15 protein-coding genes and 4 tRNA genes are annotated in these 24,490 nt (G+C 66.0%); 8 read left to right on the top strand and 11 right to left on the bottom strand.

What is annotated here, in order from left to right; translation table 11 throughout:
* Positions 1-8: 8 nt before the first annotated feature.
* The 3 genes from ACFXKN_RS04705 to ACFXKN_RS04695 form a co-directional block, all read right to left on the bottom strand.
* Positions 9-1,340, bottom strand: a complete 1,332-nt coding sequence (locus tag ACFXKN_RS04705) for a glycosyltransferase family 87 protein (protein WP_378945042.1) — start codon at positions 1,338-1,340, stop codon at positions 9-11.
* Between the two features lie 85 nt (positions 1,341-1,425).
* Positions 1,426-2,979, bottom strand: coding sequence for an alpha/beta hydrolase (locus tag ACFXKN_RS04700; RefSeq protein ID WP_378945046.1), 1,554 nt, complete (start codon positions 2,977-2,979; stop codon positions 1,426-1,428).
* Positions 2,980-3,011: 32 nt separating this feature from the next.
* Entirely contained in the window at positions 3,012-3,773 is a 762-nt protein-coding gene (locus ACFXKN_RS04695) for a pyrimidine reductase family protein (RefSeq protein WP_378945049.1), read from the bottom strand.
* Between the two features lie 35 nt (positions 3,774-3,808).
* Here ACFXKN_RS04695 and zapE point away from each other — a divergent pair, with 35 nt between their 5' ends.
* Positions 3,809-4,828 (top strand): cell division protein ZapE, encoded by a 1,020-nt coding sequence (gene zapE, locus ACFXKN_RS04690; protein ID WP_378945054.1) that lies wholly within the window; start codon positions 3,809-3,811, stop codon positions 4,826-4,828.
* 51 nt (positions 4,829-4,879) lie between these two features.
* Here zapE and ACFXKN_RS04685 read toward each other — a convergent pair whose 3' ends face one another.
* The gene (locus ACFXKN_RS04685; RefSeq protein ID WP_378945058.1) at positions 4,880-5,419 is read right to left on the bottom strand and encodes a GNAT family N-acetyltransferase; all 540 of its coding nucleotides are present in this window, start codon (positions 5,417-5,419) and stop codon (positions 4,880-4,882) included.
* Between the two features lie 95 nt (positions 5,420-5,514).
* Between ACFXKN_RS04685 and ACFXKN_RS04680 the strand changes: the two genes are divergently transcribed.
* On the top strand, positions 5,515-7,023 hold the full coding sequence (locus ACFXKN_RS04680) for a flavin-containing monooxygenase (RefSeq protein ID WP_378945061.1): 1,509 nt from the start codon (positions 5,515-5,517) through the stop codon (positions 7,021-7,023).
* A 64-nt stretch (positions 7,024-7,087) separates the two neighbouring features.
* Complete coding sequence (locus ACFXKN_RS04675) at positions 7,088-8,032, top strand: LysR family transcriptional regulator (RefSeq protein WP_378945066.1); 945 nt, start codon at positions 7,088-7,090, stop codon at positions 8,030-8,032.
* A gap of 212 nt (positions 8,033-8,244) precedes the next feature.
* On the opposite strand, the gene ACFXKN_RS04670 is transcribed toward ACFXKN_RS04675, so the two are convergent.
* A complete protein-coding gene (locus ACFXKN_RS04670) occupies positions 8,245-10,371 on the bottom strand; it encodes a hypothetical protein (protein WP_378945069.1) in 2,127 nt (708 codons plus the stop codon).
* Positions 10,372-10,745: 374 nt separating this feature from the next.
* Between ACFXKN_RS04670 and ACFXKN_RS04665 the strand changes: the two genes are divergently transcribed.
* Positions 10,746-11,699 carry a hypothetical protein gene (locus ACFXKN_RS04665; protein ID WP_378945072.1) on the top strand — a complete coding sequence of 318 codons (954 nt, stop codon included), beginning with the start codon at positions 10,746-10,748 and terminating at the stop codon, positions 11,697-11,699.
* Here ACFXKN_RS04665 and ACFXKN_RS04660 read toward each other — a convergent pair.
* From ACFXKN_RS04660 to ACFXKN_RS04640, 5 genes are all read right to left on the bottom strand, one after another.
* A complete protein-coding gene (locus tag ACFXKN_RS04660; RefSeq protein ID WP_378945076.1) occupies positions 11,665-12,858 on the bottom strand; it encodes a hypothetical protein in 1,194 nt (397 codons plus the stop codon). The two genes, ACFXKN_RS04665 and ACFXKN_RS04660, sit on opposite strands and share 35 nt — an antisense overlap.
* 52 nt (positions 12,859-12,910) lie before the next feature.
* Positions 12,911-13,984: a phospho-N-acetylmuramoyl-pentapeptide-transferase gene (gene mraY / locus ACFXKN_RS04655; protein WP_379432421.1), complete on the bottom strand. Its 1,074-nt coding sequence runs from the start codon at positions 13,982-13,984 to the stop codon at positions 12,911-12,913.
* A gap of 179 nt (positions 13,985-14,163) precedes the next feature.
* Positions 14,164-14,238: transfer RNA gene (locus tag ACFXKN_RS04650), tRNA-Val, on the bottom strand.
* Between the two features lies 1 nt (position 14,239).
* A tRNA-Cys gene (locus ACFXKN_RS04645) sits at positions 14,240-14,310 on the bottom strand.
* Positions 14,311-14,350: 40 nt separating this feature from the next.
* A tRNA-Gly gene (locus tag ACFXKN_RS04640) sits at positions 14,351-14,422 on the bottom strand.
* Between the two features lie 418 nt (positions 14,423-14,840).
* Here ACFXKN_RS04640 and ACFXKN_RS04635 point away from each other — a divergent pair.
* Both ACFXKN_RS04635 and ACFXKN_RS04630 read left to right on the top strand, forming a co-directional pair.
* A tRNA-Val gene (locus ACFXKN_RS04635) sits at positions 14,841-14,912 on the top strand.
* Between the two features lie 818 nt (positions 14,913-15,730).
* Entirely contained in the window at positions 15,731-18,157 is a 2,427-nt protein-coding gene (locus ACFXKN_RS04630) for a hypothetical protein (protein WP_379432420.1), read from the top strand.
* A gap of 69 nt (positions 18,158-18,226) precedes the next feature.
* Here the strand turns inward: ACFXKN_RS04630 and ACFXKN_RS04625 are convergent, their stop codons facing one another.
* A complete protein-coding gene (locus ACFXKN_RS04625; protein WP_379432419.1) occupies positions 18,227-19,534 on the bottom strand; it encodes an RNA polymerase sigma factor RpoD/SigA in 1,308 nt (435 codons plus the stop codon).
* Positions 19,535-19,629: 95 nt separating this feature from the next.
* On the opposite strand from ACFXKN_RS04625, the gene ACFXKN_RS04620 reads away from it, so the two are divergent.
* Positions 19,630-21,249 carry an NERD domain-containing protein gene (locus ACFXKN_RS04620; protein ID WP_379432418.1) on the top strand — a complete coding sequence of 540 codons (1,620 nt, stop codon included), beginning with the start codon at positions 19,630-19,632 and terminating at the stop codon, positions 21,247-21,249.
* The gene (locus tag ACFXKN_RS04615; RefSeq protein WP_379432417.1) at positions 21,246-24,488 is read left to right on the top strand and encodes a helicase-related protein; all 3,243 of its coding nucleotides are present in this window, start codon (positions 21,246-21,248) and stop codon (positions 24,486-24,488) included. Before ACFXKN_RS04620 ends, ACFXKN_RS04615 begins: the two co-directional genes overlap by 4 nt.
* Positions 24,489-24,490: the final 2 nt, after the last annotated feature.

Raw genomic sequence — 24,490 nt, 5'->3', positions numbered from 1 at the left:
CCGATAACTTACTTGAGCGCGGGCTCACGATCCTCGACCGGCGCCACCGGATCCTCGCGGGGCGAAGGGGTGTCCTCGATCGGCGCGACGGGCGCTGGTTCGTCGGTGCCGTCCCGCGAATCGGGCGCACTCGTGATCCACGTCGGGTCGATCCCGAGGTGCAGCCTGCCCTCGCGACGCGCGGCCAGGTAGCGGTCACCGAGCACACAGAACACGACGATGAGCAGCAGCCCCCAACCGAAGGTCACCCGCAGGTATTCGAGGTTGCGACCGACGCCCTGCCAGCGATCCGAGAGCCACTTGTCGTAGGTCATGAACCCGAAGATCGCCAGCCACGCGGGCCAGTTACGCAGCACCGAATTACGCAGCACCACGGTCATCAGGAACGGGAATACCATCATCGAGTAGTACATCTGGCCCAGCGAGGGCAGCAGGAACCACGCGGTGAGCAGCACACCGGAGAACGTGGTGACGAAGAACAGCTCGTCATGGCGGTAGTACCGCCACAGCAGCCACAGCGACACCGCCACCACGCCGGCCATCACGACCTTTACCAGCAGGGTCAGCCAGTCCGGCAATCCGTAGTAGAGCCCGTTGCCCCCGATCGAACTATTGAAGTAGTCGCGCGTCTCAGCCAGATACGGCATAACGACGGTGACGAACTTCTCGGGGTCCGCCGACAGCGGCCAGGCTATCGCGGTGAGCAGCAACGGCACACCGAGCGCGGTGATGAACACCTTCCACTGGCCGCGAACGGCCGCGACGAGCAGCAACGGCGCCAGCGTCGGCTTGACCGCGATGCTCAAACCGAGTGCCACACCGGCCCAGAGATCCCGACGGGCCAGCAGCAGCGTGATGAACAGCAACTCGGCCAGCAGCAGACAACCGTTGACGTTGGTGAAGACCAACGTATTGGTCACCGTCTCGGAGGCGAACATCGCCAGCAGCAGCGCGGGCGCGGCGATCGAGCCGAGACCGAACTTGAACAGGCGAAGCAGCAGGTACCAGGCCAGCAGGATCGCGACCGCGTTGAGCCCGATGAACAGCCAACGCGACAGTTCGTAGTCGATCACCGCCACCGGCGCGATCAGCAGCGTGCCGCTCGGATAGTAGAGATAATGCGGGTCGACCGACGAGAAATCGGCGGTGTACAAAGGCCTGCCGTTCAGGAACTCGAACGAGGCGTTGTACACGGGCCGGTAGTCGTCGGTGACGAAACCGTTGATCGCCTTGATGAAGACGCGGTTCAGCACCATCATGACCGCGAAGGGCCAGAGCGCGAACTTGATCACCTCTGCGGAGGTGCGAGCGGTACGAGGCTCGAGCTGTCGGAACAACACTGGGGCACGGTACACCGGATCGGGTTGCGATGGTGTCGCCGGACCCGGATGACGCGCCGGAACCGGGCGGTTGCCCCGAGGAGGATCAGGCCGGGCAGGCGCCGCCGTCGGCGGGCAGCTTCGCCTCCGCGAGGTAGTCGTTGACCGCCTTCTGCGCGCATCCGGAGTGGGGGACGACCGGATGCCCCCAGCCCTGCCAGGTCATCGTGGCGTGCCGGGCACCCGCCGAGCCGAGCGCGCCGGTCACCGAGGCGGCGGCCCCGCCGACGACCGGATCGGCGGCACCGGCGAACACCAGCACCGGCAGGTCGAGTTTCGTCGGCAGCGGCGCCGCGGTGGAGACCGGCCAGGCAGAACAGACCATCAGCCCGATGGCGGCAGTGCGCCCGAATACCGGATATTTGCTCGCCCAGGTCTCGGCGAGTTCACGGGCCTTGTCCGCGGTCGGAGGCTGCTGGCTGTCGGTGCACCGGTTGACGAACTCGCCGTCGGAGGTGATCGCGGCGGCCTCGCGCACGACCATGGCCGAGAGCGGTCCGCGATCGCCACGGTCGGCGGCGGCCAGGATGTCGGCCAGGGCGGTGACCCGATTCGCCTGATCACCGCGGGGACTGGACAGGAAACCGGTGAGCGCGGTCGACAGGTCCGCGGCCGAGATCTCGCCGAGCCCGCCGCTGCTCGCCTTGCCCATCAGCGCGACGATCGCCGCACGCGGATCGGCCCCGAGTGCGCAGTTGGCGGCCTTACAGCGCTGCGCGAACGCGGTGAGGGCCGCTTCGGCGCCGGTGACGCGCGCCTCGGCCATGGTGGTGGCGTCGGCGCCGACCGGTTCGGGGGCGTCGAGCACGAGTCGGGCCAGGTGGTCGCCGTAGCGGCGGGCGTAGCTCAGGGCCACCTTGGCGCCGTTGCCCGTGCCGAGCAGGTTGATCTTGTCCACCTGCCACTGCTTGCGCAGCTGTTCGATGTCGTCGGCGGCGTGCGGTGCGTCGAACGTGCCTTCGTAGGGCTGCAGGAAATCGCGGCAGGCGATGGTGGCGTCCTGGCTGAAGCCCGCGACGGCACCGACCTGATCGGCGTTGCCCACTCCGGTCTGGCCGAGGTCGGTCATCACCGCGCGCAGCTGCGCCGGAATGCAGTCGATGGGCTGGGAGGCGCCGATGCCACGCCGGTCCACCGCGACGATCGGCTGCGCGGCCAGCAACGCGCTGTTGGGCCCGATCGCCAGACCGGCCAGCGTCGAGGCCGACGAACGGTCCGAACCGGAGGTGAGCACCAGCGGGGCCGCGTCGGCGGGTGTCTGTGGCAAACGGGCACGCAGGGCGCCGGCGCGGAAGGTGCCGAGCACGGTGCCCGCGGTGTCGATCGGCGTCGAGAACTCGGCGCAGTCGAGGACCAGACCCGCGGGGGCGGCGCCGAAGTCGAGCGAGCTCAGGGTGGCCGCGGTGCAATCACGCCAGGCGAGATCGGTTTCGGGCACCTCCGCCTTGGCCAGATCCTGCGGCGCGGGCGCTTCGGTCTGGGCGCCGCCTGCCCCCGGGCGCTCGACGGCGACGACGGGCCGATCCGACGGTCCGGCGCCACAGCCCGCGAGCATGATCGACAGTGTCGCGGCCGTCGCCGCGGCCCGAGTCCAACGCATGCGCTACACACTGCCAGGTTCGGCGCCAGGTTTCATCGACGGGCCCAGCGGGCCAGAACGGTGCCGTCCTCGGCGAGCACCAACTGCTTGCGGGCCATCGGCAGGTCGAATGAGCTCGCCGACAGCGAGATTCGCCCGCCCGTGCCCCCCACCAGCATCGGGGCGGTGGTCAGGCACAGTTCGTCCACCACACCGGCCTCGGCCAGCTGCCCGAACAGATGGGGTCCGCCTTCACACAGCACTCGGTACAGACCGCGCTCGGCGAAAACCCGGATCAGCGCGGCAGGCATGATCGCGGCCTCACCGGCGACCACCACCTGCGCGCCCGCGTCCTCCAGCGCGCTGACCTGCTCCGGGTCCGCATGACTGGTCGTGATGATCAGCGGTGGCACCTCGGCGTCGGTGAAGAATTTCGCACCGGGATCGAGCTTGGCGGTGGCGGTGACCACCGCGATCGGTGGCGGGGTGCCATCGGGGTGACCACCGATTCCTTGTCGGTGGTGCGCGATGCGCCGTTGCGGGTCGGGGTGCGCACCGCCGTAGTTCTCCGCGCGCAGGGTGCCCGCGCCGATCACGACCACGTCGGCCAGTTCGCGCAGCACCGTGAACACCGTCTTGTCCGCTTCGGTGCCCAACCCCTCGGACACACCGTCGATGGTGAACGCACCGTCGACGCTGCTCACGAAGTTCGCCCGTACCCACGGTGCGTCCAGATGCCGCGGATAGGCATAGCACCTGGCCAGTGCGTCGGGGTCGAGGTCTGCGAGCTGGGTCACATTGTGGATACGCTGCATAGGGATCGATGCAACCACGTCCGTACGATTTGTCCATGCAAGAACGCCTCGTCGATCGCCATCCGGAGGTCCCAGCCGACCAACTCGTCGCGCAGATGGTGCCCCCGCCCATGTTCGACGAGGTCAGCTTCGCCTCCTACATCCCCGACCCCAAGGAACCGAGCCAGTCGGCCGCGGTCGCCAAGGCGGAGGACTTCGCAGGTCAGGTGGCGAAAATCCACAAGGCCAACTCGAAGAAGAGCCTCTTCGGCAAGAAGAAGGCAGTGTCGGGCGCGGGTCTGTATCTCGACGGCGGCTTCGGTGTGGGCAAGACCCACCTGCTCGCCTCGATCTTCCACAGCTCCCCGGCGCCCAAGTCGTTCGGCACCTTCGGCGAGGTCACCAACCTGGTCGGCGCGCTGGGCTTCAACAACGCCGTCGAGCGGCTCTCGGCCAACAGCGTGCTGTGCATCGACGAGTTCGAACTCGACGATCCGGGCGACACGATGCTGGTCTCGCGACTGCTCACCGAACTCTCGGCCCGTGGCGTGTCCATCGTGGCGACCTCCAATACGCTGCCCGGCCAGCTGGGCGAGGGTCGTTTCGCGGCCTCGGACTTCCTGCGCGAGATCAAGAAGCTCGGCTCGATCTTCGATCCGGTGCGCGTCGACGGCCCCGACTACCGCCACCGCGACTTGCCGCCCGCCCCGGAACCCACTTCGACCGAGCTGCTCGTCGAGCGTGCCGTGCTCACCCCGGGTTCCACGCTCGACGAATTCGACGTGCTGCTGAAGCATCTGAGCACGCTGCATCCGTCGAAGTACGGTGCCTTGATCCAGGGCGTGGCGTCGGTGTTCATCTCCGATGTGCACACCGTGACCGATCAGGCCGTCGCGCTGCGCGTGGTCGTGCTGGCCGACCGCCTCTACGACGCGAGCATCCCGGTGACGGTCTCGGGCGTCAAGCTCGACGAGATCTTCTCGAAGGAGATGCTCGACGGCGGTTACCGCAAGAAGTATCTGCGCGCGATCTCGCGTCTGCTGGCGCTGTCGCGTTTCGAGGCCGCTGCGGCATAACCTTCGGCCGCGACGGGTCATCGGCCCGTCGCGGCGCCGGTCAGACGAGCGTCACAGCGCGCGTTCGAAGACGAAATCGGAGTGCAGCTGGCTGCCGACCGTGAAGGTCTTGGTCCCCACCTGCCGAAAACCGTGCTTGGCGTAGAACTTCTGCGCGCGCTCGTTGGCCTGGTTGACCCCGAGCCACACCGTGCCTGCCCCGGAGTCTCTCGCGGTGTCGACCGCGGCTTCCATCAGCGCCGCGGCGACACCGCTGCCGTGGTGCCCGGGCAGCACATACATCTTGCTCAGTTCGACGACCTCGCCCGCGCTCACCTGCGCGTCGACCTCCGGGTCGCTCGGCCTGCCCATGATCAGCATGGCGTAGCCGACGATCTCGTCACCCTCGACGGCCTTGAGCACGGTCCTGGCCGGGTCGGACAGATATTCGCCGAAGCGTTCGCCCGAGAGCATCTGCTCGAGGAAGATCTCGATATCGCCCGCGGTGGCCTCGGGCGGGCAGGCGAGCGGGAAAGTCGCGGCGGCGACATCGCTGAGTGCCTCGGCATCCCAGAGCCCGGCTCGGTCGACGACAACGGAACTGTTGGTCATCCTTCCAGTACAGCACGGGTCGCTCAGGGGCAGTGTGACTGTGGCCTGCACAGTGCGGTGGCACCGGGCCTACGTTGCCGAGTACTCTCCGTCGCATGACGAGCGGTAGCCGCATCGGGATCGTCGGTGCGGGAGTGGCAGGTTTGGCCTGCGCGAAGGTATTGAGTCAGGCGGGGTTCCCGGTCGAAGTCTTCGACCGGGCCCCCGACGTCGGCGGGGTGTGGAGTGCCACCCGCCGGTATCCGGGACTTCGCGCGCAGAACAGCAAGTCCACGTACGCGTTCAGCGATCACCCGATGCCCGAAGATTTTCCCCGCTGGCCGGACGGTCAGCAGATGCAGGCCTACCTGGCCGGATATGTGCAGGAGTTCGGCCTCGGCCCGCACCTGCGCCTCGGCACCGAGGTGGTGGCGGCCGACCCGGTCGACAGCGGCTGGTTGCTCGAGATCCGCGACCAGATGGGCGGGCACCGCACCACCTGCGATCACCTGATCGTCGCCAACGGCGTCTACAGCGACCCGGTGCTGCCCGACCTGCCGGGCGCCGCGGCTTTCCGTGCCGCGGGCGGGCGACTGTGCCATGTCTCGGAATTCCACGATGTCGAGCAGGCGCGCGACCGCTCGGTGGTCGTGCTCGGCTACGGCAAGTCCGCGTGTGATGTGGCCGAGGCCGTGAGCCATATCGCCGACGAGACCACCGTGGTGGCGCGCAGACTCACGTGGAAGATGCCGCGCAAACTCGGCTTCGGCGTCGACTACGAGCGACTGCTGCTGACCCGCGCGGGTGAGGCGCATTTCTCCTCCCGCTTCCCGCGCCGCACCGAACGACTGCTCGACCGCCTCGCGCTGCGCCAGGCGAACATGGACCTGCTGCAAGAGCGGGTGACGCGCAAGCTGCGGCTGCGGGAGCTCGACCTGCTGCCGACGGGTCCGATCTCCGAGATCGGCACCAGCAGCGCGAGCTTGGCCACCGAAGGCTTCGCCGAGCAGGTCGAGGCGGGCCGGATCAGCGTGCACCGCGACACCGAGATCACCGAATTGATCGGTGGCCCGCACGGGCCCGCGGTGCGCTTGGCCGACGGCAGCCTGAAACTGGCCGAGATCGTCGTCTGTGCCACCGGATACCGGCAGGAGGTGCCGTTCCTCACCCCGTTCGTCCGGCGCGCCCTCACCGACGAGGTGAGCGACTTCCGGCTCTACCGCCACATCCTGCCGGTGGAGGTCCCCAACCTGAGCTTCGCCGGCTACAACAGCTCCCATGCGAGTGCCCTCAGCGCCGAGGTGGGCGCGCACTGGATCGCCGGGCTGCTCACGGGCAGGTTCGTGCCGCCGATGGCCGAGCTGATGAACAACGATATCGACGCGCGCCTGGAGTGGTCGCGCGAGCGCAGCGACGGTAACCACGCGCACGGTGCCTCGGTGGTCCCGTTCTCGCTGGCCAATATCGACGAGATGCTCGACGATCTCGGCACGCCGCTGCCGCTGCTGTCGCGGCTGGCACAGTGGGTGCGACCCGTGCGGCCACCGTCCTACCGCGGGGTGTTGCGCAATCGCGCGGTGGCCGCTCCCGTGGCGCCGACCCCGGCGTCCGTAGCGGAGCGGTAGCCGACACGCCGGATCGCCGTCGGCAACGCTTGGCGGCGATCGGTGCGTTGGTCATAATCCTCGCGTGGACGCGCTGGATCTGAACCTACTGCTCGCTCTCGACGCGCTGCTCGACACCAACAGCGTGACCGAGGCGGCCCGGCGACTGAATACCTCGACCTCGGCGATGAGTCGCACCCTCACCCGGCTGCGCGAGGTGCTCGGCGATCCGCTGCTCGTTCGCTCCGGCAGACAGATGGTGCCGACTCCGCGAGCGCTGGAACTGCGCCACGATGTGGCGAGCCTGGTCGATCAGGGACGGTTGCTGCTCACCGCCCGCGACGGACACGGGCCCGGCAGGCATCGTGATTTCGTTGTCCGGGTGGGTGATTCGGTGGGCGCGAGCCTGTCCGGTCCACTGCTGGCCGCGGTAAACACACAGCTACCAGGGGTGACGGTGCGGCTGCTCGCGGCCGACGCCGCCGACGGTGCGGTGGCGTTGCGCGACGGCCGGGTCGACGTCGAAGTCGGCATGATCGGGCAGACCGATCCGGAAACGGTGGTCAAGCGCCTGTTCACCGACCGCTGGATCGGTGTGGCCGCGCCGGACCACCCGTTCGCCACCGACCGCCCCACCGTCGCCGCCTACGCCTCGGCCCGCCATCTGGAGGTTTCCCCCACCGGTCGCACCCACGGCCCGATCGACGACCGCCTCGCCCTGCACGGGCGCACTCGCCGCGTGGTCGCCACCGTCGCCGACCTGCCCACCGCGCTGCTCACCCTCACCTCGACCGAATTGGTCTGCCCCGCACCGGAACTACTGTCCCGAGCCGCACGCACCGCGCTCGGCTTGGCGATGTTCGAGATCCCGCTGCCGCTGCCCGCCCCCGTCGTCGCCATGGCGTGGCATCCCCGCAACACCGCCGACGCGGGCCATCGTGCCCTGCGCGACCTGATCGGCACCGTCCTGCGCGAACCACCGAAACCGGACGTCGACCCTGGTCTCGTCCCGCTGGCAACGCCCGCCTGACAGTCACGGGTCGCGGAGCACTCGTCAGCCGCTCTCGCGTCGTCGAGCGAACGCGGAGGTACGTCAGATTTCGGATGGTCGGGGCGAAACCGGCGACCGGCTCGTAACAGCGATCGTCGGCGGATGCCGGAGCGAGGTGGCGGTCCGCCGATAGGCACAGCTGCGACAGCGTTCCTCAGTCGCGCATGGCCGGAGCGCAGGCGGAGGTACGCCTAACCGAGGTCCGGGGTGGGTGGGCCGAATACGTCGCGGCGGCCCGGTGGGAGGCCGGCCGAGCGTTTCAGCTCGTCGAGCATGGCCTGCAGCTTGTCGACGTGCGCGCGTTCGATGTCGAAGGCACGGTAGGTGCCCGTAACGGTGATTCCGGCGGAGTCGGTGGCGGTCGGCGGAATCGGGTCGGAGACAGGGCGTTCGAGGGGATCGGGGGTGCTCGTCGACATGCCACGACCGGTCGGCAGGCCGAGGGTCGGTGGATCTGAGTTGTCGAAGTCGTCGGCTGGGCGATCGTGGTTCGTGAGCGGCGCGTGGTTCGACAGGCCGTTGTGGTCGGGCAGTCCGCCGGTGTTCGTCGGTCGATCCGTGCTCGACGGCCGATTCGGGTATGCCGGGCTGTCGCTGAGATCCGGTGCGCCGTTGACGTGCGATGAGCTGGGGATGCGCGTGGAATCCACCGGGACGTGGTTCGGCTGGGTGGTGAGTTCTGTCGGCGGGGTCAGACGTGCGGGCGGGCCCGAGACGGTCGGCGGCTCGGGGGTTTCGCCGGTGGTCAGGCGGTCGCGGGGGGTGAAATCGTCGAAGAGGGAATCGGAGCGGCGCGCGGAGTCGGTGGTGAAGCCGTTGCGGGCGTGTCCGTTCAGGTCCGGGCTAGCTGGTGAGGGTGCCGGATCGTCCGAGAAGGACCAGTGGATGCCGTTGGCGGTGTTCTCCGCGGGCCGCGCGACCGCTGACGCATCGGATCGAGCGGGGAATCCGGGGGAGTGCGCCTCGAATCCGTTGACCGGCTTACCGTTCGGCGCCGCAGCGGCACGGTCACCCGTCGTGAATCCCGAGGAGAGGTGGTCGTTCGCCGTGTGGGTGGGGTGCGCCGACGCGGACCGTGCGACACCGTTCCCGTTGCTGGACTGCGCATCCGGCGACGGAGTGCTGAGTCTGTCGGCTCCTGTGGCCGAGCTCTCCGGCGGCTTCTTGACCGGGCGGGCTCGCTCGATAACGGCTTCGGGGTCGATTCCCGCCGTCAGCGGATCTGCAGCCTCTGCCGTGGCCCGCACCGACTGCGCTTCGCCCGGGACATCCTGCGTCGCACCGGAACTGAGCCCGTTCCCGTTCACACCACCGATCGTCACGTCACCCGCACGCACGACAGTGCTCACATCGGCACTCCCGGGCAGGGCTGAGCTCGCAGCCGGCGTCGCTGTCTCGACATCCGCGCGGTCGAGATCTGACGTGGGCGCGCGATCCTCGGAGAGCACCGCCGCGGTGGTCTTCGCAGACGTCGGCGCACTCGTTCCGGATGTGTGATCGCCAGCGGGTGCCGTCAACACCGTTCCGATCACCGCGGGCACCGGAGTGCCGTTTCGTCGGGACGCGATGTCGCCGGACACGCGATGCGCGGTGCCGTTGGTCCCGTTCGTCGACGTCGCGTTGCCGACCGAGGCAGCCGCGACCCTCTCACCGGAGGCAGCGCCGTTGCCGGAGGCCACTGCCCCGCTGAGCCGGGTAGGCGCGGGCCGCCGACTCGGTGTCGTCGGTTCCCCACCGGCGCCGTTGCCACCGGCCGCGACGGCCGAGTCACTGTCGAACGAGATCGGTTGGCCGAAGGGCGCCACCGCCTCGGCCGAGGCGGGACGCGGGATCGGCGCCGCGGCCAATGCGGTGGGATCGCCGAGGTGGTCGGTGGTCGGCCGGGCGGGGGAGCTGCGACGTTCGAGCGGTGGCCGGGAGCCGTCGATATCGCGGTTCTGGTGGGGCGCTAAGGGATCGGCGACCGGCTGGTGGTCGTCGAGTCCGTCGGCGGCGCGTTCGGCGGCCTCCGCGGCTTCGCGGACCTCGCGGCGGCTGCGCGTGCCCCGCGCCGGAGCACCGGAATCGGGCTCGCCCTCGTTGTCGAGGGCGTCGAGGCGCGAGCTCAGGCGGGAAATGTCCTGTGACGCACGGAATGCCCAGGATTCCAGGCGCCGGATCCGGATGTGGTCGGGCAGATCCTCGTCGACCGGGAAGGTGGGCACATCGAGCTGGACCCGCGCGGCGACGATATCGAGCTTGTCGCTGACTTCGCGCAGCGCCGTGGCGATACTCGCCAGCATCGACCCGATGGACTCGTCGTGCTCAGCGTGGTTCATGCACACCCTACTTCCCGTGGTCGCCCGAGCGTGCCCGCCTCGGCCGCAGCGATCATATCCACCGGGGCAACAGCACGTGTTGTCGTGACCGCTTACGCGACGCGCCGAACTGATGCGAAATCAGGATGAAACGGACATGCAACAGGCCGGGTCTGTGTATCGAAATGATCAAGATCTAGGCGTCTTTGTGCGACGTTGACACAATGAAATGGCTTGATATACAAGCAGAGTCGCATTTGTGATCTCAATCACCGGTCGGTGACGCACCCGAGCGCGGGTCAAGGGGGCTGGCGCCTTGGCGATGGCTGCGGGAACCTGATGTCCGGGACGTGTGCGTGAGCGTACGGCAGGTCCGTTGGTGAGGGAGTGATGGTGTGAGGACGAAGCGGCTGAGCGAGACCCAGGTGGCGTGTGGACGACAAGCGCTGCTCGACGAACTGGGTATTTCCGAGGGCAGCCGCCGCGCCGTCACCGAACGCACCGGGTATGGCTGTGGGTGCCCCGAATGCGCTGCGATGCAATGGAATACGCAGCGTCTCGAACACTGGATCTGTGGCAGGCTCACGGCCGCGGGAGCTGACGAGGCCGAGGTCGACGCCCGGATCGACGATATCCCCGTCGATATCTACTGGCGCCGCGGCGACCGGCGCTGCGTGGTCGAGCTGCGCAGCGGCCCACTCGACATCACCGCGGCCCGCGCGCACCGGAAACGCTTGCAGGCGGCCGGAATCGACGATGTGCTGTGGGTATGCCCGCAGGGTTTCTGGGTGCCGCTGGTCCCCGCGGTCGGCCTCGCCGATTTCGCACCCGCGGCCGCCGACTACCGCATCGACCAGGGCATGCTCGCCGCGGGCGAGCGCGGTTTCGCCGCGCCGGCTCGGGGCACCACGGAGTTGCGCGATTTTCTCGAAGGTTGGGTGTCCGGCGAAATCCACTGGGGACACGCGGATCTCACGACAGGGGGGTGGTCCGACGTGGGCACTTGGGAACGGCACACCGCGGCACAGGCCGCGATGATCGAGCACCAGCGCACGGAGTTGCGCGATCAGCGGGTGGAGCTGGCGGTATCGCGCCAGGCCGTGCGCGACAAGCAGCGGCTGGTCGGCCGCCTGCACCACCGGATCGATCGGGCCGGGGTGAACGCCGATGCCGAAGCCATCACGATGGCCGGACTGCGCAGCGAAATCGTTGCCCAGCAGCGCGTCGCGGCGAGCCTGCGCGCGAGCATCGGGCGGATGGATCGGACCTTGAATCAGTGGCAGTGGCTCACCTGCTGCGCGATGCTGTTGGTCCTTACGGTGATGGTCGGTGCGATGGTGATGCGCTGAGCCGCATCGGTAACCGGTCCCACTGCCAGTTGTTGCGCAGGACGAGACCGGCCAGGTCGAGGAGATCGAGGCCGGTTTCCGCGCTGGCTGTAGCCAGCGCCTGCCGATCGTAGGGGCCCTGTTCGAGGTCGGTGGCCAGCCGTTCCTCGATCGAGGTGTCGACGGTGCGCGCCGCGAGCTGGGATGTACCGAGCGCACTGCCGGTCCAGGCGAGCCAGCCCCAGCCGTGCTCGCGTGCGTAGTCGCGGCCGAGCTCGCTCTGGATCCGGTTGTGGTGGAAGGCGATGCGGCCCAACGGGACCACGTCGACGAGTACGGTGCGGCCGTCGGTGAGCTGCGCGGCGACCGCCGGATAGTGGACCTGGTCCTCGCCGCCGAAGGCGTAGGTGAGCGCGGTCGGCTCTTCCTGGAACGCCGCCACGGCCGGGTCGGCGTCGAGGGTTCGGAGCAGCCGGGCGGCCATCGCGGAGTCGTAGGCGACGTCGCGGCCCGCCTTCGCCAAGTAGAACCGTCCGCGGTCGGCGTCGTCACCGTCGGCCACGCGTGCCGACTCGGTGGGGATCGGGGCGACGGACCCGGTCGACCACTCGACGTCGGCCAGTAGCGCCCGCAGATCGTCGGCGCCCTCCTCGGGGACCTGCAGCTTGGCCAGAATGCTGGCAGTCTTTTTCTGCCAGCCCAGGATTCGCTGCATCACGTAGCCCGCGACCCGCTTGGCGTCGCCCTGTTCGTGGCCGGCCAGCCGGAGCTTGAGATAGGACCATTCCATGGCCACCAGGTCGGTATCGGTCGCGTAGGTCTCGGCCAGCAGCATGCGCACCAGGCGCAGATCCCCCGCCTCGACCGGATAGCGGTGCGCGAACACCCGCGCCGACCGGTGTCCCGAGCGGGCGGCTTCACGCACGATCCGCCCGATCGCTTTGGTGTAGAGCTGGCGGACCCGGTCGCGGGCCAGGTCGTAACGTGCGCCGATGCGGGTGAGGGTTTCCGGACGCTGCCCGCCGATCCCGAGGCGCAACGCGACGATCCGCGCGTCGCGGGCCGCGCGTTCGGCATGGTCGGTGAGGAGTTCGCCGACCAGTTCGTCGAGTTCCTCGAGCTCGAACGAGACGTCGGCGGCGATATCGTGGCCCGGTGGCATGACGATCTCGGCACTCACAGCGGCGACCTCCCTCGCTCGATCGGGTCAGCGTAGCCGCAGGCCCCGACAACTAGAGCGAGGTCAGGTACTCGCTGTAGAACAGGCAGAGCCCAGTCGCCGACGCGATCCCGGCCAGCACCCAGAACCGGATGATCACCGCGGTCTCGGGCCAGTTGTTGAGTTCGAAGTGGTGATGGAACGGCGCCATCCGGAACAGCCGGGTGTGGGTGGTGCGGAACACCACGATCTGCAGCACCACCGACATGATCTCGGCGACGAACAACGCCCCGATCACCACCGCGAGCAGCTCGGTGCGGCTGGTGATCGACAGCCCTGCCAGCAGTCCACCCAGGCCGAGCGAACCGGTATCGCCCATGAAGATCTTGGCCGGCGCCGCGTTCCACCACAGGAACCCGATGCACGCGGCAGCGCCCGCGGCACTGACCATCGCCAGGTCCAGCGGGTCACGGACCGTGTAGCAGGCGCGTCCAGGGCTGATCTCGCACGAATTGTCGTACTGCCACAGTGTGATCACCACATACGCGCCGAGTGTGAGGCTCATCGAACCCGCCGCCAGTCCGTCGAGCCCGTCGGTGATGTTCACCGCGTTCGACCACGCGACCACCAGCAACACGATGAACGCGACGAAGAACAGCGATGCGAAGGTGATGGTGCTGATGTCGCGGACATAGGACAGGTTGCGACCGGCGGGCGTCAGCCCGGTGGCGCCGGGAAAGCGCAGCACCAGCACGGCGAACACCACCGCGGCCCCGATCTGCCCGATGTACTTGCCCGCCGCGGTCAACCCGAGATTGCGGTGCTTGCGCAGCTTGATCGAGTCATCGAGGAACCCGACCACCCCCAGCGCCGACGCCAGCAGCAGTACCAGCACCCCTGACGCGCTCGGTCCCGGCGCGTCCCACAACAACCCGATCAGATGCGATCCCAGATACCCGGACCACACCCCGGCCCCGATCGCCAACCCACCCATCGTCGGCGTTCCGCGCTTGGCGTGATGGCTGGCAGGCCCGTCGATCCGGATTTCCTGCCCGAACCCCCGCCGCGCGAACACCCGGATCAAACCCGGCGTGAGAGTGATGGTGACGACAAGGGCGATCCCCGCCGCCAACAGGATCTGCCTCACTCGATTGCCCCTCCATGCCGCCGGTCCCGCACCGGGTCGCCCGGCGACGCCGTGTGCCGATACTAGGGGAGCTCACTCCCACACCGTGCCGAGAGTGATCTGGGTTACATGCCGCGGTTCACTCGGTCGATGACGCAAACAAGTCAGGCCCCCTCGAAAGGGGGCCTGACTCGATACGGTGGTGCGCGATACTGGGATTGAACCAGTGACCTCTTCCGTGTCAGGGAAGCGCTCTCCCGCTGAGCTAATCGCGCGAGGTGGAGACGGGAATCGAACCCGTGTGCACGGCTTTGCAGGCCGTTGCCTCACCACTCGGCCACTCCACCGTACAAAGGAGGATAGGGCTAGTGCCTTATCTACCTCTCGAGCGGATGACGAGATTCGAACTCGCGACCCTCACCTTGGCAAGGTGATGCGCTACCACTGCGCCACATCCGCATTTACTTCACACTTAGGGGAGCGGCTCGGCCTGGCGGCTTCGCTGCTCTCTGCGGTGCGATGAGAACATTAGCCGACGTTCGACGCAGACTACAAATCGCCTGGTAAACAGGCCTAAATGTGAATTACACGCATGTCGTCCCCGCCCACCTGAACCGATCCGCAGCCCAACACCCCCTTGATGCCCACATCATGAAACATAGATATGCGCATCTATCGATGACGCCGACTGGAGCGCCCGGCGCGGACATCGATCGCCCGCCCGCGCACACACGCGCGCGAGCGCGAGCCCTGACCCACCAGCTCGGCTCCCCTTCACCGAAACCCCGCTTCACAAGGCGATTTGGTGTCATCCCGGCCCCCCGTGCTAATGTTCCATCTCGTTCGAGCGGCTCAAAATCCGCCCGGCGCAGTGTTCGGTCCCATAGCTCAGCGGGAGAGCGTCCGCCTCACACGCGGAAGGTCGCTGGTTCGAAACCAGCTGGGACCACATTACACCCCCTGATCTTCGCAGGTCAGGGGGTGTTTTTTGTTTCCATCAAAATTGGACGACCGACCGGTTTCTGTGTGACTTTCGCCCTGATTTACCGCCGAATACCGCTGTTAGGGGCGCGCGGGGGGCACGCGCGTACACCCTGGATTGGCGGGTCGCCCACTGGTTCCGTGCGGATTGGGCAGCTGGCTGTCGGTCGACCAGCTGGCAGCCGGCAGGAGCAAGCGTAGGCGCCCGTTCGCCCGCTTCTCCCCTTCTGATTGGTAGGTGGCTGGCTGGCCGGGGGTACATCCCGGTGTGCTGGTGGCGCGTCATGCGGTAGTGCGCCAGCTTGGCCCCGATACGGTGCCAGCCAACACCATCGGTGGTTTGTCGGGCCCGCTGTCCATGCCGTTTACGTTTGGGATGGGTCAAGACTGCCACGCTGCACCACTCCTTCAGGTCCCAGCCGAGCGCCGTGTTCCATGTCGCTGAGCATCCGGCGCCAGGTGCGATCCGGCTGTGCCGCTGACGGGAGAGCGTGTGCTCGGTGCGGCTGACGACCAGCCGCGGATGTCCGCAGAGAGTGGAACTGATCGGCGGATGTGTCGAGAATCAGGTCGTCGGCCTGGACGATCCTCAGTGCGAGCACCGTCGCCGAGAGAGTGTCGGGACACGGCGATGTCCTTATTTCAGCAACGACTGTGGCGTGGACGCCGTATCGGCGCTCGGCGCGTCTGGATCGCGTCTGGATGCTATCGATGCACCGGCCGAGGTATATCTCTAGCCGTGAGTAGCAGACGGAATGTCCTGGACAGTATCGCGAGTGCGGTGTCGTGAACAGCAAACGTGAACGGCGAGCACGTCGTAAACAGAAGCAGCGCACTGCCGGTGAGCGTCTCAACGCGCATCCGGTTGGCGCACCGTCGGAACGCGCGGTGGCCACCTCGTTCAGCGACTTCGCTGAGTTCGTGAGGACGACCAGCGACTTGAGCCAGGTCGCTGATTCCGCGAAGACCGAGTTGAACGCTGCTGCGGATGACGTGGTTAGAAGTGCATGTGATCTGGATCTGATCAAGGTCGTCTCGAGTGTTCGCGTCGGGATGATCCTCGATCGTGCCGTCCGTGGTGAAGAAGGTTCGGCAGCCGCCCTGGAATTGATCACCCTGGTGCTGGTGTGCCGCGACCACGAACTCGGTGTGGGTGGTGCCGTGCCGTCGGATCAGTCGGGTTACCTACCGGCGCGGGTCCAGGCCGCAGCCGACAGGGCGATGGATGCGGGTCGCCTGATCTCGCTGTGTGCGACAACACCCCGCGACGCGGACAGTCAGATCGTCTTCCTGTCTGTTCAGCGCGAGATAACCCTCCGGAATCCGATTTATCCCCACATGCTTCTGGATACTCTGCGCGGATTGTTCGCCGACGCGACTGTGGCCGATGACTGCCGGGAAACGTTGGGATTCACCGGCTTGCAGGCTGTCGACATCATGGAGGCCGCACGCACCGTGACGATGACCAAACTGGAGGAACGGTTCGAACGCATGGCAGCAGCGCGTGATGCGAGTCTTCCGATAGTCCGCTCCATGCCGAAGAACCGCAGTGCGCGCAGGCCACCCACCGACGACCAGGTCGCGATCATGCAGGACGTCTTCACCGCTATGGAAGACCTGACAACGAACATCGCGACCGCAACCATCATCGATGTCGATGAATTGGCAGAGTGCACAGGGTTGGCTCCCGCTATCGTCGAAGCTGTTCTGGACACATTCACATTGACCGGGCCGGACAATCGTGACCAGAACCTGGACCGCTTCTTTCGAGGGGACAACCCACTACGCACGGCTCCCCTCGTCACCAACACCTGCGGGCAACGCATGCTGGTCCACGACGGACTCGCCCTACCTGCCATCCGCGAGGTCATCGAGGACCGATTGCAATCCGCAGACCACTGGCAACCGTACAAGAAGCATCGAGGCGACTGGGTCGAGAATGCCGCGATCGACCATTTGGTCGGTGTGTTCCCAACGGCCACGGTCTTCCGAGGGTTCAACTATTTCGTGCCCGACCCGAAAGCTACTACACCACAGACCGAACCGACTACCTTCACCAAACGGGTGGAAGGCGACGGTCTCATCATCATCGATGACATGGCCCTCATTATCGAAGTCAAAGCAGTCGCGCTGAGTGCCGCAGCGCGCGGCGGGGTCGCCAGCAGACTGCGCGGAAAGCTGCGTGACATCGTGAAAGCGGCTGCGGACCAAGCCGACAGGCTCCGGCACAGGATCATCACCGACCAACGCATCCGTCTCGACGACGAAAAATGGATCGATGCCAGCGGAATCCGCGAGATCCACACGATCGCGGTTGGGCTGGAGGATCTGTCCGGGATCACCACGGCCACGGCAACACTGCTCGCTGCCGGCATCATCAACCATGACAACATCCCGTGGACGGTCTCCATCCACGACCTGCGAATCGTTTGCGAACTCGTCGATCGCCCAGGCGAGCTCTTGCTCTACCTACGGCGCCGAACTCATGCCCTGGCCACCTGGAAATACCGTGCCGTCGACGAGCTCGACTTGTTCATGCATTTCCTGACCTGCGGCCTTTACATCGAACCCGATCCGCGCCGAACCACGGAAGCGTTGCCTTGGGTGGGCCCACCATCGGCAGCTGACCTCCACCGCTTCGAGGCACAGCGGCCCGAGGTGGTCCTGGACGAAACGGAAGCACTCGATGCCTGGTACATGGCCCAGCTGGCCTCGCCAGCGCACGAGCCCGCACCGAAGCCACAACTCGACGCCGACCCCAAGCTGCTCGCATTGATCGATCGCGTCGGTGCGACCGGCGCGCCGGGCTGGCTCGCCACCACCGCAGCCTTGCTGGAAGGTAACGGCGAAGTGCAACGAGCGTTCGGCCGATACGCCACGAAACTGGCCGCGCGCGCCCGCAAATCCGGAGTGCACCGGTCGATCACCCACTCCATGGGTGCCAGCGACGGCCACGTCCTGCTGGTCTGGGCGTGCCTCGCACCTGACGACGACCTACCCCTCCTGGCGCCGCACCTATCCGAGTATCTGCGAGCCAAGAAACATCAAACCGGCGCACACCGTGCCTCGTGCATGATCTTCGACTCACGCGCTGTATTGGTGCGTCTACTGTACGACAACAGCCCCGTAGTTCCAGATGCCGAACTCGATTGTCTCGCCGAACGACTCGTTCCGCTCGAAGAAATGAACGATGCTACGCATGCCCCGATGTGACTGCTCGCTGTTGTCGCCGCATCTCGATAGCGCAGCCGCAGCCCTATCCCAAAGTTCGCATCGTCGACTTCACAGGGAGCCAGGCTCACCCTGTGATGCCCCCCGAGTCTGAAGCACGAATTCGGGCGCGCATTGTCCGCTTTCCTGAACATCGTTGTCGGGCTGCGGCTTGCGCGTCGGTAGATCGTCGCTGCCATACAAGTACGCCCGGAGTACCTGGCTCCGCGACGGGTCTTGTAGCTGGGTCATCGCCTTCTTTTCGATCTGGCGGATCCGCTCGCGCGAAACGCCGTAGATTTTTCCGATCTCATCGAGCGTCTTCGGCGAATCGTCCAAGAGTCCGAACCGCATCGACACCACGCTCGCTTCCCGTTCACTGACTGTCTCCAGCACGACGGCGATCTGTCCTTGCAGGAGGGCGAACACAATCTCACGCTCTGGATCGGCGTAGGGGTCGGCGCTGTCGTACAGGTCGCCCAGCGTCGCCTCACCCTCGTGGGCGACCGGGGTGTCTAGCGAGAGGATGTCGTGCCGCCCAAGCATCAGGCACTCCGTCACTTGGCTATCGATCAACTCGCAGGCCAAGGCCAACTGGTGAACCGACGGCGCCTCGCCGTCGACAGTCAGACGAGCATGAGTCTGCCAGACCTTCAGCACGCGCTCGTACATATGCACCGGCACCCGGATCATGCGCGACTCGTTAGCGATAGCGCGCGTGATGGATTGGCGCACCCAGTTCATGGAGTATGTCGAGAACTTGTTGCCCATGTTCGGATCGAACAGCTCCACCGCGCGAATGAGTCCTGTAATGCCGTGCTGAAACAGGTCTTCGGAAGTCATGCCAGAAGGCGCGTAGCGCTTGGCGACTGAATGCACCAGTCCCTGGTTGTGAAGCAGCAAGCAGATCGCCGCTTCGCGAGGTTCGCCTGTCAGTTTGGCGAAGTCACCCTGCTTCAGAGGTTGTCCGGTTTCGCCCCGCACCAGGATGGCAAGGCCGACTTCTTCCTCGGACCGAAGCAGCACCCTGGCACGTCTGGACGCGGGGACGCGTCGATCGGACCTGATCCGCCGACGAGCGGCCTCCACAGCATCCGAGTCACGTCCCGGACCGCCCGCAGCCCGGTCATCCGGCTCGATGTCGAACTCCGCGTCGGCTACTACGTCTTCGGGCGTCTCGGGCTCTGTCGGCACAGGCGCGCAGTCTTCATCGATGTTGATGCCCGCCTTGATGAGCAGGCGATCGATCTCAGCCGCAAGATGTTCCGGCGGGGTCCGCAGCGTCCCCAGCACGCGCTCTATGCGAGAGCGTCGAATCACACGATCCTTGACGAACGGCTGGAGCCGGACGAGTACGCGACCTACGTATTCAATGTCCACTCGAAACTCCCCTGGGCGGCACCGAACTGCTGCGGGCGGTGTGTCCGTGCGGCAGGATTACGCTGCAGTCAAACCTGTGGGGAGCGACCTTGAGAATGATCCCGGCCGAGCTTGGCTCGGTCCCGACAACTACGTCTGAACGGCGCGTGTTCGAGGCGCTGGCAGCCAGCGGACTCCGAGGCACGGCACTGCACTCTCTGAACCTGCCGACGCACGAGTACAAGCTCACCTCTGAGCTTGATTTCGTGCTCGTGCTCGACGAGCTGGTGCTGGTCGTAGAGGTCAAGGGTGCCCAAATCTCCTGTAACAACGGCTTATGGACGTACAGCGACCGTAGCGGACACCACCGACAAGATCGGGAGGGTCCGTTCAAGCAGGTCACTAGCGGTATGTATGCACTTCGCGATCGGCTACGGGAGCAGATCGGTGTAGCAGTTGATGACATCGCTTTCGGGTCCCTGGTGGTTACTCCCGATGTGGACCTGGCGCTGAGCAGCTTCGAGTGGGATGCTGAGACCTACTGTGGCCGAGGGCAATTCAGCCGGGAGTTCGTCGGGGCGGTCAATCAGGCGGTCGCCTACTGGTGTCGGCGTCAGCCGGACAAGCTGCCCATCGACAAGCACCTGCACGGAACGCTTATTCAGCGACTGCGCCCAAGTTTCGACCGCACACCCCTGCTCGACGCCCGCGCCAGCACACTCGATGTCGCCTTCGTTCGCCTGACCGACGAGCAGTTCACCAGGCTCGACCTCATCAGCGAGGCGCCCAGAGTGCTCTGCAACGGGGGAGCGGGGACCGGCAAGACCTTCCTGGCGACCGAAGTCGCCCGCCGCCAGGCCCTGGTCGGCCGTGCGGTGCTGTTCCTCTGCCGGAGCGAGGTCTTGGCGGCGTTCGTCCGGGAACTGCTGACCGGGACTGATGTCGCAGTTCACGCGGCATCCGAACTGCCCAGCAACCAGCAGTTCGATGCCGTAATGATCGACGAGGCACAGGATCTGATGAACTTCGACTGCCTTGACCGCCTCGAGGCGACCATCGCCGGTGGCTGGAGCGATGGGCGGTGGGTGATGTTCATGGACCAGAACCGCCAAGCTGACCTGTATGGCGACTTCGATCGCGAAGCCTTGCAATACATCCAGTCGTTCTCGCCAGTGCCCGCCACCCTCCAAACCAACTGTCGCAACACTCGCGAGATCGCTTTCCAGACCCGGGCACTCACCGGAGCTGACACCGGGGTGGCGGCAGCTGGCTCGGGGCCGCAAGTCGAGTTCCTGACGGTAGACGACCAGGCGACGGAGACAGCGGCGCTGGAAGCGCACCTGCGCATGCTTCGCGACCACGAAGTGCCGGTCGGTGCTGTCACCATAGTCTCGCTTCGTGGTGATTGGGGGACGAGTGCTGCCCGGGGGCTGCGTGTTGCGCGGAAGGGGAAATTGCGTCAGCTCGACACGGACTCAGCGGCCGGTTGGCCGGGTGCCGATCTCACCTGGGCATCAGCGGTGGACATCAAGGGGTTGGAGAACCGGTTCGTGTGCGTCATAGACATCGACTCACTCGACTCGGAGGTGGAGATTAACCTGCTGTACGTCGCACTGAGCCGGCCGCGCGCTGGTCTTTGGCTAGCGACCAGTCCAGCAGTCGCAGCCCGGGTGGCTGAGTTGTACAAGACCTATGCCGCAACGGCTCTCGACGCATTGAACAAGGCGGGTGCATGACCACACTCTCAGATGTCCGGTCCGACTTCGTCGACTACGTTCGCCGCCAGCTGGTCGGCCCGTTCGACGGGTCCGCTGAGATCATCTTCGATCCGCCTAACCGCCGGTACCTCATGGGCACGCTGTTCCCCCGTAAGGCCGAGTTCGCGGGGTACGTCGAGCAGGAGGGCGAGGAGGAAGACGAGTCGGCGACGGCTGTCGGCGGCGACGAGAGCCAGTTCAGCGACGATCCGGTCTCAGCGGCCAACGACTTCCTACCCGCGTCGCAGGGGCTGTCGTTCTTCACCACGGCGACCGAACTGACGATCAACGCCCGCGCTGCTGAGTACGAACTACTAAGCGGCGCTGCGGCTGTGGAGGCTCTGACCGCTCAGGAGGTTCGGGACGGTGGGCCTACCGAGGAACAGGATGAGGACCCGCGTCAGAAGTCCCCTGGTTCAAGGCGTGTCTGGCGACGCAACCCGCTGCCTGAGGCGAAAGTGACCATTACCGCTGACAACACCGAGCCCGAGCCGATCTGGGACAAAAAGGCCGAGATTCACATTCGCTGGCGCGGGTACCCCCACGGGAACCTTGTGACGGTTACGTTGGTAAACGCCCGGAGCATCGACGGTGAACACCCGAAACCGGGCTGGGAAGATATCCTGCTCCAGGTCGAGTTCGATGTGAGCGTGGATGGCGCGGGCGAGCTCTTGGAGTACCCCTCGGTAACAATGGCTTCCCACGATCCCGAGGAGCAAGAGCTTCGGCTGATGCACCGCAAGGCGCGCGTCTTCGCCATCGGTCACGGCTGTTCACCGGAGTGGCGAGAACTCGACGGCAAGGTCAACGGCGTCCGCTCGGAAGTCATGCCATCCTTTGTCGTTCCGCGAGTCAGCGCTGAGGGCGACTCAAGGCCGGCTCTGAACATCGCCTGGCTGGCCGACGCCTCGACGGACGCCGACGACCTTGTACGCGAACTCGACGCTTTCGTTGACCCCTACGACGCCTGGATCGAGCAGGTAGGCGCCGAAGCCGCGGGCTTAGAGGAGCGTTACAAGGACGCGACGGTATCCGTGATCGAGCGACTGGTGCGCGCCCGCGACCGGATGCGCGCGGGCGTTCGTGTGTTCGCTCAACACCCCAATCGCGCCAAGCTGATCGAAGCCTTCCGACTGGCTAACCGGGCCATGTTGATTCAGATGCGGCACAGCAAGAAGGACTTGGCCGGCACACGCCATCCGCGTAGTGCGGCCCCCGACTTGCCGACGAACTATCTGGGTGGTGCCCAGTGGCGGCCGTTCCAGATGGGCTTCTTCCTGACGACCCTGCGCGGCCTGGCCGACCCCGAAGACGATGATCGAAATGTCGTAGACCTGATCTGGTTTCCGACGGGCGGGGGGAAGACCGAGGCCTACCTGCTCGTCGCGGCCTTCGAAATTTTCCGACGGCGGCTGCTGGAAGGCGTCGCGGGCGGAGGCACGGCAGTTGTCAGTCGCTACACGCTGTCGCTGCTGACCGCACAGCAGTTCCAGCGCACGGCCTCAACCATCGCGGCCTGCGAATACCTTCGGCGCGAGCACCCAGCTCGCCTAGGTGATGAGCCAGTCTCCGTAGGGCTGTGGGTTGGTGAGGCGACTACGCCGAACCGCTATGTCAAGGCACGCGAGCGGTTCGACGAATTACGCGACGCCGGCGAAACAGACGATCGATTCCTCCTGGAGCGTTGCCCATGGTGTGGCACTGAGATCGTGCCCCGTGAACACAGCGACGAGGACGCCGACTACGGCATCGTCTGCACCGATCAGTCGTTCAAGTTCCACTGCCCATCAAGCAAATGCGAGTTCCATTCCGAGCTACCGGTGCGGGTGATCGACGACGCGCTGTACGACAGTCCACCAACCTTTCTGCTTGGCACGGTGGATAAGTTCGCCCAGCTCGCCTGGGTTCCAGAGTCGGGCAAACTGTTCGGGCGAGCCAATGGCACGCGTCCCCCCTCTCTCATCATCCAGGACGAGTTGCACCTACTGACTGGCCCGTTGGGTACGACGGTCGGCCTGTACGAAGCTGCGATCAACCTGCTCTGCGAGTCAGATCGGCGGCCACCGAAGGTCATCTCATCCACCGCGACGATTCGACGCGCCACGGCACAGATCAACGGCCTTTTCGGGCGGCCGGTTGATTTGTTCCCACCAGCAGGGATCGACGCTGGCAACTCTTACTTCGCCAGGGAGGACAAGACGTCACCCGGACGCTTGTACGTCGGCATGATGGCCCAAGGGCACACCTTCGACACCGCGGTGGTGCACTCCGGGGCAGCGCTTCTGCAAGCACCGGTAGACCTCTGCCTGGCCGACGATGCCCAGGACGCCTACTGGACGGTGGTCGCCTACCACAGCTCCCTGCGCGAGCTCGGCAAAACGGTCACCATCGCCCGTGACGATATCCACTCCCGGTTGGGCAGCTTGATCGTTAACCGACCAAAACGCGATTACGACGTCGATGAGCTGTCGTCGTCTGTTCCTCGCGCCCAGCAGCCACGCCTTCTCGAGCGTCTGAATAAGCCGTGCTCCGACAAGAACTCGGTGGACTTCCTGGCCACATCGAGCATGCTGTCGGTGGGTGTGGACGTTCCTCGCCTGGGCTTGATGCTCGTGAACGGCCAGCCAAAGGCCACCGCCGAGTACATCCAGGCCACCAGCCGCGTGGGACGTTCGACGGCACCCGGCCTGGTGTTCGATCTGTTCCGCGCGACCAAGCCGCGCGACAGATCGCACTACGAGAACTTCCGCGGGTACCACTCAGCGCTCTATCGCCACGTTGAGCCCACAAGCGTCACCCCGTACTCACCACCATCGCGTGACCGCGCGCTTCACGCCGCGCTGGTGATCCTCGTCCGACATAAGCTCGGCCTGAACACGGACGGACGAGCTGGCGAGATCATTAATCACGAGGCCGAGGTCCGAGAATTGGCGGACGCCCTGATCGAAGTGGTGGAACGTGTCGAACCTCGCGAACGAATCGGCGCGCGGAGCTATCTGGACAGGTTCATCGACGACTGGCTGGACCGCGCTCGGCGAGCCGACGCGGACAGCAAGCTCTTGTACTACAAGCCGAATGGCAAAGGCCAGATCAACCTCATCAAACAGTTCCATGCCAAGGGCGACGCGTGGCCAACACTCGGTTCGATGCGCAATGTGGACATGGAGTCGCTGATCGAGGTTGTCCACGGTGCGGGGTCGTCGAAGGGAAACAAGTAGCC

It is taken from the genome of Nocardia sp. NPDC059195, from assembly GCF_042754695.1.
Taxonomy (GTDB): domain Bacteria; phylum Actinomycetota; class Actinomycetes; order Mycobacteriales; family Mycobacteriaceae; genus Nocardia.
The sequence above is the reverse complement of the archived record's forward strand: the minus strand, read 5'-3'. Positions and strand labels throughout refer to the sequence as shown.

What these genes read in the sequence shown, in the direction of transcription:
- ACFXKN_RS04700 (WP_378945046.1), bottom strand. Translation starts at nt 2,979, where the DNA reads ATGCGTTGGACTCGGGCCGCGGCGACGGCCGCGACACTGTCGATCATG.
- ACFXKN_RS04695 (WP_378945049.1), bottom strand. Translation starts at nt 3,773, where the DNA reads ATGCAGCGTATCCACAATGTGACCCAGCTCGCAGACCTCGACCCCGAC.
- zapE (WP_378945054.1), top strand. Translation starts at nt 3,809, where the DNA reads ATGCAAGAACGCCTCGTCGATCGCCATCCGGAGGTCCCAGCCGACCAA.
- ACFXKN_RS04685 (WP_378945058.1), bottom strand. Translation starts at nt 5,419, where the DNA reads ATGACCAACAGTTCCGTTGTCGTCGACCGAGCCGGGCTCTGGGATGCC.
- ACFXKN_RS04680 (WP_378945061.1), top strand. Translation starts at nt 5,515, where the DNA reads ATGACGAGCGGTAGCCGCATCGGGATCGTCGGTGCGGGAGTGGCAGGT.
- ACFXKN_RS04670 (WP_378945069.1), bottom strand. Translation starts at nt 10,371, where the DNA reads ATGAACCACGCTGAGCACGACGAGTCCATCGGGTCGATGCTGGCGAGT.
- ACFXKN_RS04620 (WP_379432418.1), top strand. Translation starts at nt 19,630, where the DNA reads ATGATCCCGGCCGAGCTTGGCTCGGTCCCGACAACTACGTCTGAACGG.
- ACFXKN_RS04615 (WP_379432417.1), top strand. Translation starts at nt 21,246, where the DNA reads ATGACCACACTCTCAGATGTCCGGTCCGACTTCGTCGACTACGTTCGC.